The 13,073-nt window shown below is 70.9% G+C and carries 11 protein-coding genes; 7 read left to right on the top strand and 4 right to left on the bottom strand.

The window, feature by feature from the left end; translation table 11 throughout:
• Positions 1-206: 206 nt before the first annotated feature.
• Complete coding sequence (locus ACIQU4_RS16080; RefSeq protein WP_403730307.1) at positions 207-1,910, bottom strand: alkaline phosphatase D family protein; 1,704 nt, start codon at positions 1,908-1,910, stop codon at positions 207-209.
• Positions 1,911-2,013: 103 nt separating this feature from the next.
• A complete protein-coding gene (locus ACIQU4_RS16075) occupies positions 2,014-2,676 on the bottom strand; it encodes an HNH endonuclease family protein (protein ID WP_403730304.1) in 663 nt (220 codons plus the stop codon).
• A gap of 551 nt (positions 2,677-3,227) precedes the next feature.
• Between ACIQU4_RS16075 and ACIQU4_RS16070 the strand changes: the two genes are divergently transcribed.
• A complete protein-coding gene (locus ACIQU4_RS16070) occupies positions 3,228-3,821 on the top strand; it encodes a TMEM165/GDT1 family protein (RefSeq protein ID WP_133898149.1) in 594 nt (197 codons plus the stop codon).
• Positions 3,822-3,970: 149 nt separating this feature from the next.
• Positions 3,971-4,492 carry a DinB family protein gene (locus ACIQU4_RS16065; protein WP_403730945.1) on the top strand — a complete coding sequence of 174 codons (522 nt, stop codon included), beginning with the start codon at positions 3,971-3,973 and terminating at the stop codon, positions 4,490-4,492.
• Between the two features lie 1,236 nt (positions 4,493-5,728).
• Here the strand turns inward: ACIQU4_RS16065 and ACIQU4_RS16060 are convergent.
• Both ACIQU4_RS16060 and ACIQU4_RS16055 read right to left on the bottom strand, forming a co-directional pair.
• On the bottom strand, positions 5,729-6,424 hold the full coding sequence (locus ACIQU4_RS16060) for an HAD-IA family hydrolase (RefSeq protein WP_403730301.1): 696 nt from the start codon (positions 6,422-6,424) through the stop codon (positions 5,729-5,731).
• Positions 6,425-6,566: 142 nt separating this feature from the next.
• Positions 6,567-7,421 (bottom strand): peptidoglycan-binding protein, encoded by an 855-nt coding sequence (locus tag ACIQU4_RS16055; protein ID WP_403730298.1) that lies wholly within the window; start codon positions 7,419-7,421, stop codon positions 6,567-6,569.
• Positions 7,422-7,644: 223 nt separating this feature from the next.
• Between ACIQU4_RS16055 and ACIQU4_RS16050 the strand changes: the two genes are divergently transcribed.
• The 5 genes from ACIQU4_RS16050 to ACIQU4_RS16030 all read left to right on the top strand — a co-directional run bounded on the left by ACIQU4_RS16050 (position 7,645) and on the right by ACIQU4_RS16030 (position 13,046).
• A complete protein-coding gene (locus tag ACIQU4_RS16050) occupies positions 7,645-9,711 on the top strand; it encodes a DHA2 family efflux MFS transporter permease subunit (RefSeq protein WP_403730296.1) in 2,067 nt (688 codons plus the stop codon).
• 86 nt (positions 9,712-9,797) lie between these two features.
• Entirely contained in the window at positions 9,798-10,793 is a 996-nt protein-coding gene (locus ACIQU4_RS16045) for a helix-turn-helix domain-containing protein (RefSeq protein WP_403730293.1), read from the top strand.
• A gap of 44 nt (positions 10,794-10,837) precedes the next feature.
• Positions 10,838-11,257, top strand: a complete 420-nt coding sequence (locus ACIQU4_RS16040) for a hypothetical protein (protein WP_403730290.1) — start codon at positions 10,838-10,840, stop codon at positions 11,255-11,257.
• Entirely contained in the window at positions 11,254-11,565 is a 312-nt protein-coding gene (locus tag ACIQU4_RS16035; RefSeq protein ID WP_403730287.1) for a hypothetical protein, read from the top strand. Before ACIQU4_RS16040 ends, ACIQU4_RS16035 begins: the two co-directional genes overlap by 4 nt.
• A gap of 107 nt (positions 11,566-11,672) precedes the next feature.
• Positions 11,673-13,046: a VanZ family protein gene (locus tag ACIQU4_RS16030; RefSeq protein WP_403730284.1), complete on the top strand. Its 1,374-nt coding sequence runs from the start codon at positions 11,673-11,675 to the stop codon at positions 13,044-13,046.
• Positions 13,047-13,073 lie beyond the last annotated feature (27 nt).

Below are 13,073 nucleotides of genomic sequence, written 5' to 3'. Positions count from 1 at the left end.
GGGGAGCGGCAGGGGCGGCTTGACAGCCATACAGCGTACGCCTGGCGTTGGTGCGCCGTATGCCCGGGGGTTGCCCGGGTACACAGTCTGTCAGCTTGGGATGTCGGCTTCCTCCGTACCGCCCGGCCCCCTCCCGTTCCGAGGGCGGTGGGCAGCTTGCTTGTTTGGTCCGCCGCGCTCAAACCGCCGCGTTCAGCCCGCCGTGCTCAGTCCGCCGACGTCAGCTCCCGGTCCAGGACCGTCACCAGCCGGGCGACCCTCTGGCCTGTTCTGCCGGTCTTGTCCGTCCTGTTCGCCTGTCCCTTCCGTCCCTTGTGCGCCTGGTCCAGCCGAAGCCGGGCCGAACGACCCGCCAGCGCCAGCGTCATCAGCTGGTTCCCGAACCAGGGCCCGCCCGTACGCCGCCAGCTCAGCGGCGGCCGACCCGTCCGCCCGTGCCGGGAGAAGCCGCGCCCCAGCCACCGCCCCGTCCGCGACCAGCCCAGCCGGAAGCCCCACTTCACCGCCGTGTGGATCGAGTTGTGCACCGGCGAGCACGTCAACTGGAACACCCGCGCCGTACTGGGTATTCGAGGCTCGGCCACGTACGCGTGATGCACGTCCCCGGACAGCACGCACACCGTCGCCGGTGCCCGCGGCCCCGTCCCCACCTCCTCGATCAGATCGCTCAACGCCGCGAACGAAGCAGGGAACGCCGCCCAGTGCTCCAGATCGCTGCGGCGCCGCAGATCCTCCCCGATCCGCGCCCACCGCGCCCCCCGCTCGCCGCGGCACAGCGCGGCGTTCCACGCCTCCGCGTCATGGATCAGCGGCGGCATCAGCCACGGCAGCGACGACCCGATGAGGAGGTGGTCGTAACCGCCGTGCCCGGCGAGGGCGTTGTCGCGGAGCCACTGCTGCTCGGCGGGGTCGAGCATCGCCCGCCCGTCCTCGGCGAGCACCCGCGCCGCCCGCGTGTCCACCATCAGCAGCCGAGACCGGCCGAAGTCGCGCCGGTAGCTCCAGCGCACCGAGCCCGGATCGGCGTCGGCCGCGGCGGCGAAGGCCCGCAGCGCATCCGTACCGTCCGGGGTCTCGCGTACGGCCCCGTACAGCGTGTCGGCTGCGAGCTCGGCCGGCGAGAGGTTGCCCAGGTGCTGGTACACCCAGTACGACATCAGCCCGCTGAGCACGCGCTCCTGCCACCACGGCGTCGCCCGCATCTCCGCCAGCCACGCCGCGCTCGTGTTCCAGTCGTCCACGACGTCGTGGTCGTCGAATATCTGCAGGCTGGGGACGGTGGACAGCAGCCAGCGGATCTCCGGGTCGAGCCAGGACTCGTAATACAGCCGCGTGTACTCCTCGTAGTCCGCCACCTGGGCGCCGGGAGGCTCCCGCAGATCCCGCCGGGCCGCGAGCCACTGTCTGGTCTCCTGCGACAGCTGGTCCGCGTACACCTGGTCGCCCAGCAGGAGGAGCACATCCGGCCGCACCTCATCCGGATCGGCGGCCAGCCGCGCCGCGAGCGTGTCGAGGGCGTCCGCACCGTGCGGCCCGTGCCGGCCGGCCGGCGGCGCGGCCTGCCGGCACGACCCGAACGTCAGCCGCAGCCCCGGGGCCGGCCGACCGGCTGCGGCCACGGCGGGCGTGGTGATCGTGCTCGGCGGGAAGGCGGTGCCCGGCAGCGGCCAGACACGCATGCCGTCGAGCAGTACCTCGTACGCCGTCGTGCTCCCCGGGGCCAGGCCGGTCACCGGCACCAGCGCGTAGTGGTGCCCGGCGATCTGGAAGGTGCGCACGCTGCCGCCGGCCCCGTCGGCGCACCGCACTTCGGCCGTACACGGGCGGTCGGCCTCGACCCATATCGTGGCCGAACCGCCCGTGTCCCAGTCGACGTAGCGAAGCAGCGGCCCCAGACGCAATCCGGCCATGCAACTCCCCCTCCTCCGTAGCCCCTTCGATCACGGTACGACGGGGGAGGGGGGCGTGGCCTCCCCCTGGCGGGGGAGAGGCGGGCAAATGGTACGGCGGGTGTCAGCAGCCGTTGAGGATGCCCACCAGGGCCGACTTCTCGCCGGAGTCCATGCTCAGACCCCAGTACTGCTTCACTTCGACCCACATCCGGGCGTACGTGCAGCGGTAAGCGGTCCGCGACGGCAGCCACTTGCCCGGGTCGAGGTCGCCCTTGGCCTGGTTGACGTTGTCCGTGACCGCGATGAGCTGCGGGCGGGTGAGGTCGTTGGCGAACTGCTGGCGCTTGGACGTGGTCCACGCGCCGGCCCCGGACCGCCAGGCCTCGGCGAGCGGGACGACGTGGTCGATGTCGAGGTCGGCGGCGTTGGTCCAGGTGGCGCCGTCGTACTCGGAGTACCAGCTGCCGCTCACTGCGGCGCAGGAGGAGTCGGTGACGACGCCGACGCCGTCGCGCTTCAGGACGGTCTCGCGGGTGTTGCAGTTGCCGGAGACGGTGCTCCAGTGCGGGAAGAGGCTGCGGCTGTATCCGCTGAGGGATCCCTCCGTCTTCGGCGTGACCGTGGCGAGGTAGGAGCGGGCGGCCGCGGCGCTGATGGGGGTGGGCGGGGCGGCCTGGGCGACGGGCGCGTTCACGAGGGAGGTGAGGGCGGCGAGGGTCGCTGCTGACGCGAGCACGCCAATTCGACGCGCGTAGACACCGGGTATGAGGGTCTTGAGGGCCATGAGGGGCTCCCTGAATGTGGGGGGTGTGGCCGGTCAGCCCCGAAGGGGCGCGGCCATGGTGGCGGCGCCAGGTTGCGTGGCGGCGGGCGCAAGGTTACAGGCTTGCGACATGAGCACGTCAGGTGTGGGCGGACAACTGGCCTACTTTAAGCGGAAGTTGTGCTTCCGGGATGTGAGGGGAGGGGAGGGAGGGGGGAGGGGAGGGAGGGGAGGGAGAGGGAGTGGGTGTGGTTACTGCTGGACCACGGGACCAAAGGCCTATTCCGGGCCGCGGCGGCCGTCGCGTATTCTGTGGAGTGCAGAAGGGGAGTAGCTCTTCGCCGGACCGTCGACATACTGCTGGGTCACCCCAGCCGGCGCCCGGAGGCAGGCGCACGCAGCGGCCGGCCAGCGAGACCTTCGGCCGCAGTGTCCTGTTCTTGTTCATATGCACCCGTCCATGGCGGGTGCGTGGACGCAGTCAGGGCGCCGCCGAGCCGAAGCGACCCCTGAAACACCCCAGGTCTCTCGGTATCGATGGCGTCCTGCCCGACCGATTGAGGTTCCGCCCCGTGTTCAGCAGTACCTTCAGCATCACCGTCACGGCGATCGCCTTCGGAGTCGTCTTCCTTGCGGAGCTCCCCGACAAGACCGCCCTCGCCGGACTGATGCTCGGCACGCGCTACCGCGCCTCGTACGTCTTCGCCGGCGTCGCCGCCGCCTTCGCCGTGCACGTCGCACTCGCCATCGCCGCGGGCAGCGTGCTCACCCTGCTCCCGCACCGGCTGGTCCAGGCCGTCGTCGGCGTCCTCTTCCTCGCGGGCGCGGCCATGCTGCTCCTGAAGAAGAGCGATGGGGACGAGGAGGTCAAGGCACCTGCCGACCAGTCCTTCTGGAAGGTCTCCGGAGCCGGATTCATGCTGATCCTGGTGGCCGAGTTCGGCGACCTGACCCAGATCATGACCGCGAACCTCGCCGCGCGGTACGACAACCCCGTTTCGGTCGGCATCGGCGCCGTCCTGGCCCTGTGGGCGGTCGCGGGCATCGGGATCCTGGGCGGGAAGACGCTGATGAAGTACGTGCCGCTGCGCCTGATCACGAAGGTCGCGGCGGGCGTGATGGCTGCGCTGGCCGCGTTCTCGCTGTACGAGGCGATCGCGGGCTGAGGCATTGCCGGGGCGAGGTATTGCCGGGGCGGTGGGCCGGGATATTCCCTTGTGAGAGGTGTACGTACGGGGGCACGCTCGCGGGCGTGATCGATAACGGTGACTCCGCGGGCGTGCCCGGGGTCGAGCGGCGCTTCGGCTGGTCCAACATGTTCGTCCACCCCGATGAGGACACCCGCACGGACGGTGGGTTCCAGGGCGAACGCGCCGTCCTCGTCGGCTACCTGCGCGATCAGCGGCTGACGCTGGAGCTGAAGTGCGCCGGGCTCGACGCCGAGGCGATGGCGCGGCGAGCGGTGGAGCCGTCGAACCTGTCCCTGCTGGGGCTCGTACGGCACTTGGCGGGGGTGGAGCAGTACTGGTTCCGCCAGGTGATGGCGGGCGAGGGCGTACGACGTCACTATCGGACGGTGGAGGATCCGGCGGCGGACTTCACGGGGGCGGTGGCCGACCCGGCGGTGGTCGCGGACGCGTGGACCACGTGGCGGGCGGAGGTCGCCTTCGCGGAACGGGTGGTGGCTGAGGCCCTTGGGCTGGAGGTCGCGGGCGACAGCGACGGAGAGCCGATGGAGCTCCGCGAGGTCCTGGTCCACATGATCGAGGAGTACGCCCGCCACAACGGCCATGCCGATTTCCTGCGGGAGCGGATCGACGGCCGGGTGGGGCAGTAGGGGGAGGGGGAGGGGGCTTCGGGGGTGGGGTCTGCCGGCTCGGGTCGGAGAGGTCGACCGGGATGCCGGGGGTCGGGTCCCTGTCGTTCGGGGTCGGTGAAGGGTCCGGGGGCGTCCCGTCAGTCCACTGTCCTTCCGTGTCGGGTCGGTCCGTCAAGGGCGCTCACTTCGTTCGCGTCGCTTCGCGATGGCCTTCGGCCACCCTTGACTGACCGCCCCGCCCCGGAATGCCATAAGACTGCCGGGAAGCCCCCGAAGGAATGGCCGGGAGGTTATCCGACCAGGAGCGGCCGAGTCGGAGATGCCGACCAGGACCTCCCTGTCCATCCGCACCCCGCCCACCAGGACCACCAAGGCCAGCCGGTGACGGGGGCCCGGGGAGAGCCAACCTGCACCAGACAGCGATGAGATGACGATGCAGCCCCCAGGACGCGTCAGATCGCTACGCGCTCCTCATTTCTCAGCGTCCGACGACCGTCCGGGGCTGGACATAGGCCGCCCACGCGGCGCAGGTGGGCGGTCTTCCGGCGTCTGCACGTCGTTGGGGGCCGCCAGAGGACGTCCGTGGCGAGGTTTTCGGGTGTCTGCGGGCTGTCTGGACGCTCTTTGGGCCGAAACGAGGGCGAGAGGGCCCGAAAAGAGGGCGAGAGGGGGCGGAAAGGGGGTGTGGGGGAGTCTGATGCCGGATTTCTCGACCTTCGACTCCGGCAAGGCCGCTTGTGGGTCCCGATCGGCCGCCAAAAGGGACAAACCACCTGCTGTCGCAGGCCAAGGGTCTTCCGTGCCGGTCGTGGGCGGCTTATGTCCAGCCCCAGACGGTCGCCGGACGCTATGCCAAGAGGAGCGCGTAGCGATCTGACGCGTCTTCGGGTCCGGGGGTGCGGGATGGGCGTCTGTTCGCTGCCTGGTGTGGGGTGGCCTGCCGGGGTGCGGAAAAAGGGGGCCGGTGCCCTTCGGGGAGTTGGCTGAGCCGGGAGGCTGGGTCAGCATCCCTGATGTGGTCATGGGCTTGGCTGTCCCCCTGACCGTTCCTTCGGGGGCTTCCCGACAGTCTTATGGCATTCCGGGGCGGGCCGGGCAGTCAAGGGTGGAGCGTAGCGACATCGCGAAGCGACGCGACCGCAGGGAGCGCCCTTGACGGCCCGGACCGCACCGGAAGGACAGTGGACTGTCGGGAAACCCCCGGACTCCCTCTGATGCCGAGTCGGCGGACCCTGTCGGTCCCCCCGATCCGGCTCAGGCCTCCGGCGTCAGCGTCAGCTGGATCGAGCCGTCCCGGGTCGTGGTCACCCGGATCGACGTCAGGTCGGGGACGTGGGCCGTAGGGGCGTGGGCCGCGGCTCGGGGGCCTATGCCGATCACGCGCATGCCCGCCGCCAGGCCCGCGGCGATTCCTGCTGCCGAGTCCTCGAAGACGATGCAGTCGGCGGGGTCCACGCCGAGTTCGGCGGCGCCCATGAGGAAGCCCTCGGGGTCCGGCTTGCTGGCCTTGACGGACTCGGCCGTGACCCGTACCTCGGGTATGCGCAGGGCGGCGGCGGTCATCCGGGCCGTGGCCAGGGCCGCGTCGGCCGAGGTGACCAGGGCGTGCGGCAGCCCGTCGATCGCCGCCATGAACTCCGCGGCTCCGCCGATCGGGACCACGCCGTCGGTGTCGGCGGTCTCACGGGCGAGCATCTCGGTGTTCTCGGCGTAATTGAGCTCCACCGGCCGCTCCGGAAGGAGGATGGCCATCGTGGCGTAACCCTGCCGGCCGTGGACGACCTTGAGTGCTTCCTCCGGATCCAGCCCGTGGGACAAGGCCCAGTCGCGCCAGCAGCGCTCGACCACCGCGTCCGAGTTGACGAGGGTGCCGTCCATGTCCAGGAGCAGGGCCTTGGCGGTGAGGACGGCGGGTGCGGTGGTCGTGGTGCTGGTGGTGCTGGCCGGCATCGGCGGTGCTCCAGACGGGGCGGGAAAGAGAACAAGCGGTTCCGCCCGCCGGTCAGGGGTTGCGGGCGGAACCACTTTGTTCCTGCACGATACAAAACCAGAGGCGTCCGCGCCACTCCGCGCCGGACACCCCTGCGAGCGATCAGCCCGTGCCCTCCAGGGCCCGTCGGGTTTCCGGACCGTAGACGCCCCAGTCTTCGTCGATGTTGTTGCGCCACTGGAATTCCGAGACCGCGTTCTCCGTACGGTCGTCGAACCTGCCGTTGATCTTTCCCCGGTACAGCCCCTGCCCTGCCAGGAGCCGCTGCATCTTCTCCACCTCCGGGCCCGAATCCCCGTACCTCAGCGTCGGCGCCTTCGGGGGCGGCGGAGGTGGGCTCGGCGCGCGGCTCGTGCTCGCCGACGGGGTCGGGGACGGGGGCGCCGAGCTGCGGGAGGCGGTGGGCGAGGCGGAGGGTGATGCCGACTTGGAGGCGCTCGGCGACGGCGAAGCCGAGGCCGAGGCGGAGCGGGAGGGGCTGTGCGCGGCCGTCGGCTGTGTGGGGCCGGCCGGAGCCACGCTCGCGGCGGGCGCCGACGGCTTGGCGTCCAGCAGGACGGTGTCGCTGTCGCCGGAGCGCGGGAGCATACCCAGCGCCAGGGCCGCGGTGCCCACGGCGACCACCGTGCCGGCGCCGGCCAGGATCGTCGGGAGCCGCCGTCGGCCGGTGGCGCCGGACCGCTTTCCGGGGCCCCCGCCCCTCCCGCCGGCCGCGCCCCCGTCTCCGGACCGGGCGCCGGCTGCCGGGTCGGCCGCCCGGAGCCGGACCGTCTCGGCCGGCCAGCCCGCCTGCGGCGGAGAGTCCGGCCAGGCCACGGGTATGCCGTACGCCGGGGTGTCCTCCCCCAGCAGCGTCTCCGGCCCCCGGGCGTACCCGCCCGCGGGGCCGGCCACCACGCCCCGCACCGGCTGCGTGGGCGGCGGCTCCTCGGACCGACGCGGCTCGGGGAGCGTCACGTACGGACGGACACGCAGTGGCTCGAAACCGGCCCCCGGCGCGCACCCGCAGTCGGCGCCCATGGCGTCGCATTCTGGACAGCGCTCAGTGCTCACTGGAATCCCTCCCTGGCCATTGCCTGCGATTATGCAGACCCTCCGGGGTCCTCCCAACCCGCCCGAGAGGCCATATCCGGCCACACCGCTCAGGATGGACATGTTGATCCGGCCCGAGGAGGAGCGGATGGCTCAGGATGTGACCAGGGACGCCGCGGAACCCGTTCCCGACCCGCACCGGTCCGGCCCCACCGCCGAGCACGCCTCCCGCGAGGTCCTCGTCTCCATCTCCGCCCTGCTGCTCGGCCTGCTGATCGCCGCCCTCGACCAGACCATCGTCTCCACCGCGCTGCCGACGATCGTCAGTGAGCTGGGCGGTATGGCGCACCTGTCCTGGGTCGTCACCGCGTACATGCTGGCCTCCACCGCCGCCACGCCGCTGTGGGGCAAGCTCGGCGACCAGTACGGACGCAAGAAGCTGTTCCAGGGCGCCATCGTGCTCTTCCTCATCGGATCGGCGCTGTGCGGGATCGCCCAGGACATGCCGCAGCTCATCGGGTTCCGCGCCCTGCAGGGCCTGGGCGGCGGCGGACTGATCGTGCTGTCGATGGCGATCGTCGGCGACATCGTCCCGCCCCGTGAGCGCGGCAAGTACCAAGGCCTCTTCGGCGCCGTCTTCGGCGCGACCAGTGTCCTCGGACCGCTGCTGGGCGGTCTGTTCGTCGACAACCTGTCCTGGCGCTGGGTCTTCTACATCAACCTCCCCATCGGTCTCGTCGCGCTCGTCGTCATCGCCGCGGTCCTGCACATCCCCGTGCGGCGGTCGAAGCACACCATCGACTACCTCGGCACGTTCCTCATCGCCTGCGTCGCCACCTGCCTCGTGCTCGTCGCCTCCCTCGGCGGCACCTGGGGCTGGGGCTCGGCCCGGATCGTCGGCCTGGCCGTCGTGGGCGCCGTACTGCTCGCCGTCTTCCTCTTCGTCGAGCGGCGGGCCGTCGAACCCGTCCTGCCGCTGGGACTGTTCAGGATCCGCACCTTCACCCTCTGCTCGGTGATCAGCTTCGTCATCGGGTTCGCGATGTTCGGTGCGATGGTCTACCTGCCGACCTTCCTCCAAGTGGTCCAGGGCGTCTCGCCCACCATGTCCGGCGTCCACATGCTGCCGATGGTGCTCGGCATGCTGATCTCCTCCACCGCCTCCGGCCAGATCGTCAGCCGCACAGGACGGTGGAAGGTCTTCCCGATCGCGGGCACGGGCGTGACCGCGGTCGGGCTGCTCCTGCTGCACCAGCTGCAGCGCACCAGCAGCACCTGGGAGATGAGCGTCTACTTCTTCGTCTTCGGCACCGGACTGGGTCTGGTCATGCAGGTGCTGGTACTGGTCGTGCAGAACGCGGTCAGTTACGCCGACCTCGGCGTCGCTACCTCCGGCGCCACCTTCTTCCGCTCCATCGGCGCCTCCTTCGGCGTCGCGATCTTCGGCACGGTCTTCACCAACCGGCTCGACGGCAAGCTCGCCACCGCCTTCACCGGGCTTCCGGTGCCACCCGGTACGGCCGCGCTGGTCGAGGCCGATCCGCGGGCCATCGGACGGCTGCCCGCCGCAGTGCAGCCGCGCGTGCTCGACGCGTACGCCTCCTCCATCACCGACGTGTTCCTCTACGCCGTGCCCGTCGTCCTCGTCGCCTTCGTCATCGCCTGGTTCCTCAAGGAGGACGTGCTCCGCGGCTCGGTCACCGCGCCCGACGTCACCGAGACCCTCGCCTCCAACCCCGTCCAGCGCTCCTCCCACGACGAGGTCGCCCGCGCACTGACCGTCCTCGGCACCCGCGAGGGCCGCCGCCACGTCTACGAGAAGATCACCGAGAAGGCCGGCTTCGATCTGCTGCCCGCAGCGAGTTGGCTGCTGCTGCGGATCAAGAAGTACGGCTCCGCCGAGCCCGCGATGCTCGCGGAACGGACCACCGTGCCGCTGAAGGTGATCACGGACGCCGCCCGCCAGCTCGAAGAGCGCGGACTGGCCGTACGGGACGGACTGCCGCTGGTCATGACCGAGCGCGGCCGGGAGACCGCCGGGAAGCTGGCCGAGGCCCGCGAGGAGTCGCTCGCCGAGCTGCTCGGCGACTGGTGGGGCCCGGACCGGCCGACCGACCTGGTCAAGCTGGTCAAGGAGATCAACGCGGAGCTCTGCGGATCCGACGCCGAGGAGCCCTTCGAGGCCGCGGCCCGCCGCGACCACGCCGCGCCCTGAAGAAATCCAGGTGCCCGCGCCACGTGGCTCTGCATTCTTGGCTGTGCCGAGATGTTCGAGCTGGGGGGCGCGGGATGTGGTCAGTGGTGTCTTCGGGCGAGGTGCCCGCGGGGGAGCGGTTCGACTGGTACGCCGACATCATCTCGCGTGAGGTGATGCCCGCCGCGCTGAGCAGCGAGCGGCCCGCCGAGTTCCAGGGCGAGGCTGCCGTCATGGACTTGGGGGATCTCCGTGTGGCGAGGTTCGACCTCTCGCCGCTGCGCTCGCGGCGCACAGCCGCGATGATCCGGCGCGGCGACCCGGAGCAGTACCAGCTGGCATTGCTGCGCAAGGGCGCCACGTCGATGTCGCAGCACCGGAACGAGTGCACCGTCGGACCCGGGGACCTCATGCTCTGGGACACCTCGCGGCCCTCCGACAATGCGATGCTCGACGGGGGCGGCCAGGTGCGGGCGACGGTCCTCATGCTTCCCCGGGGGCTGATGCCCCTGCGCACCCAGCGTCTTGACCGGTTGCTCGCCCGCCGTATGCGGGGCGACCGCGGAGTGGCGGCGGTCCTGGCGTCGTTCATGACGGCCCTTGAGGATCACGGCGCCGAAGCCGAGCCGGAGAGCTTACGCCGCCTGGGCGCGGTCGCCGTCGACCTCGCGGCGGCCTGCCTGGCCCAGCATCTGGATTCCGAGGACCGCCTTCCCTCCGAAGTCCGGTCACAGGCCCTCTTGCAGCGGATCCATGCGTTCATCGAGCACAACCTCGGCGACCCGGAGCTGAACCCTGCCGCCATCGCAGCCCACCACCACATTTCGGTGCGCAGTCTCCACCAGCTCTTCCACGACCGGCAGGAGAGCGTCCAGGCCCGGATCCGCCGACGCCGCCTGGAGCAGTGCCGCGCCGACCTCGGGTGCCCCGCTCTCGCGGCCCGTCCGGTGCAGGCCATCGCTGCCCGGTGGGGTTTCAGCGGCCCGGTGGTCTTCAGCCGCTCTTTCCGCGAGGCGTACGGGCTCAGCCCCACCGAGTTCCGCGCGCTGAGCATCAAGGAGTTCTGTGCCGACCGTGCAGTGTGTCGATCAGCTCCTGCCTAAATTCGAATCCGTTCGATCAGTGGCCCTTTACGTGAGGAACTGCATTGAGGATTCGTCCCGTCCTGGCCGTAGCGAGCGTATTCCTGGCGGCGACCGTCGTCGGCGCACCCGCCGCGATGGCATCAGGCAACGCCGGGCAGTACTGGTCCGTCACCGAGCTGACCTTCGGGAAGTTCAACACCATGATCGGGCCCCAGAACGACGGCTCGGGCTACTGGTGGATGGAGGAGTCGTACGGCAAGGCCGGCGGAGGCACCATCACGGCCCAGTACGGCTTCAACTACCACGGCTACAGCTACAACAAGGGCTGGTTCACCCAGAGTGCCGGCGACGCACCGAATCGAGGAGACACATCATGCGCAAGCGTACGTCTGTCATGGCCATGGCGGGATCTCTGGTGGCGCTGGGCCTCGCCCTCGCCCCCGCCGCGTCCGCAGGGAACGTGGATTACGGCATCTCGATGACCAGACTCAGCAATGGCGAGCTGTGGACGACGATCCGCCCCGACAACGTGCACGAGGGGTCGTGGTGGACGATGTCCGAGACGTACAAGAAGACCGGCGGCGGGACCATCACCGCCAAGCTGGGCTTCAACTACCACGGCTACAGCTATGACAACGGCTGGTTCAGCCAGTCGGCGGGGACCGAGCACAACGAGGGCTTCACCTGGCTGGGCTTCGACGACTGCAGCGACATCGTCGGCTGGATGGCCGTTCAGGGGCAGGGGACCTTCTACAACGCCCCCGTCAGCATCTGCGACGGCTCCCGGTGATCGTCGGTCACTGACCGTCCTTCCGCGGCCGGCTCCACGCGAGTGGAGCCGGCCCGCGCCACCGCGCCCCCTCCTCCCGCCTCCCTCCTCCCGAGGATTGCACCTCCGTGATCGAAGCAGCCCTTAGCGGCCACCTGTCACTCCTGCTCCTGTTCGCTGCCCTGGCACTGCTCGCGGGGGGTCCCGCGTGGTGGCTCGGGCGCAGGGACGCCGTGTCCCCCTCGGTGGCCGTCGCCGCCGCGACGGCCTGCGCACTGGTCCTGGCGGCGACCCTCTACCGGCTGCACCCCCAGGCACCCGCCTCCCGCGTGTGCACGGTGCAGCGCGACGTGCTGGGCAGCCTCATCGCGCCGCAGGGCCTCCTCAACATGGCCCTTTTCCTTCCCCTGGCCTTCTTCCCGACGCTGCTCACGCGGCGCCCGCTGCCCGTGTTCGCCGCTTCCGCGGTGCTGTCCGGAGCCATCGAGGTCACGCAGGCGTTGACCCCGGGCATGGGTCGCGCCTGCGACACGGGCGACTTCGCCGCCAACGCGCTCGGCGCGCTCGCGGGATGCGCCGCCGGGTACGCGTGGTGCCGGATGGCCTCCCGGCCCGCGGCAGCCGAGGCCCGGCCCCTTCGCCGGCGCGGGGACATCGGGCTGACCTCGTTCATCGGCGCCGCCGGAGCCGGCGTGCTCGCAGCCGTCGCGCTGCCCACACTCCTGATCACCGTCTCCGACGTGAGCGACGGGCACCGGGCCGATCCCGCGCAGACGAAGGCGGCCGCGGCCGCTGCCCGGGAGTTCTTCGGCGACTCCGTCACGACCGACAACGTTCAGTACTCGCCCGGATCCCACGGACAACCCGGGCGGCTGGAGGTCGCGACCCGATCGGGGAGCCTCGTCGTCGACTGGCCGTCGCGCGAGGTGCGGTCCGGGAGACTCGCAGCCGTCGAGCCCGACCGGCCGGACACCCCGCCGATCGCCGACACAGCCGTCCGCGAGGCGGCCGCCGCCTTCGCCAAGACCCACTTCCCCTGGGCCCCGCCGGCCGACACGACCCAGGTCACAGCGGCCGGTGGGCCGGACAGCCAGGCCAGGCTGGTGTCGTGGCGCTCGCGCGTCGACGGCGTCCTCATGCCCATGCGCCTCGATGTGATCGTGGGGGGCGACCAGAGGATCCTGGCGTTCTCCGCGACCGACATCGCAGCACCACAGCTGCCGAAGCCCGTCGTCACCAAGGAAGAAGCGCAGAACAAGGCCGAGGCGGCCCACCCCGGCGCCGAGGTGACCAGCAGCGAGCTGATCGCCAAGCAGGACGCGCAGGGAGCTTGGCGCGTGTGCTGGATCACCTCGCTCAAGAACGCAGCCCCGGCCGGAGGGCCGTCGGCTCCGCCGCCCGGGGCGACTGCCCGGCCGAAGGAGGGCATACGGGTCGTCACCCTCGATGCCGTGACCGGCTTGCCCTTCCGGGGCAAGGACCTCGCACCCGCCTCCGGCTGACACCGTCCCGAGCCGGACATCCGGGCG

Source organism: Streptomyces sp. NPDC090741, from assembly GCF_044769045.1.
In the GTDB taxonomy this organism is placed as follows: domain Bacteria; phylum Actinomycetota; class Actinomycetes; order Streptomycetales; family Streptomycetaceae; genus Streptomyces.
The sequence above is the reverse complement of the archived record's forward strand: the minus strand, read 5'-3'. Positions and strand labels throughout refer to the sequence as shown.

Bases quoted from the DNA above. Each gene is read 5' to 3' on its own strand.
- ACIQU4_RS16080 (WP_403730307.1), bottom strand. From the start codon at position 1,910: ATGGCCGGATTGCGTCTGGGGCCGCTGCTTCGCTACGTCGACTGGGAC.
- ACIQU4_RS16075 (WP_403730304.1), bottom strand. From the start codon at position 2,676: ATGGCCCTCAAGACCCTCATACCCGGTGTCTACGCGCGTCGAATTGGC.
- ACIQU4_RS16065 (WP_403730945.1), top strand. From the start codon at position 3,971: ATGTTCGTCCACCCCGATGAGGACACCCGCACGGACGGTGGGTTCCAG.
- ACIQU4_RS16060 (WP_403730301.1), bottom strand. From the start codon at position 6,424: ATGCCGGCCAGCACCACCAGCACCACGACCACCGCACCCGCCGTCCTC.
- ACIQU4_RS16050 (WP_403730296.1), top strand. From the start codon at position 7,645: ATGGCTCAGGATGTGACCAGGGACGCCGCGGAACCCGTTCCCGACCCG.
- ACIQU4_RS16035 (WP_403730287.1), top strand. From the start codon at position 11,254: ATGACCAGACTCAGCAATGGCGAGCTGTGGACGACGATCCGCCCCGAC.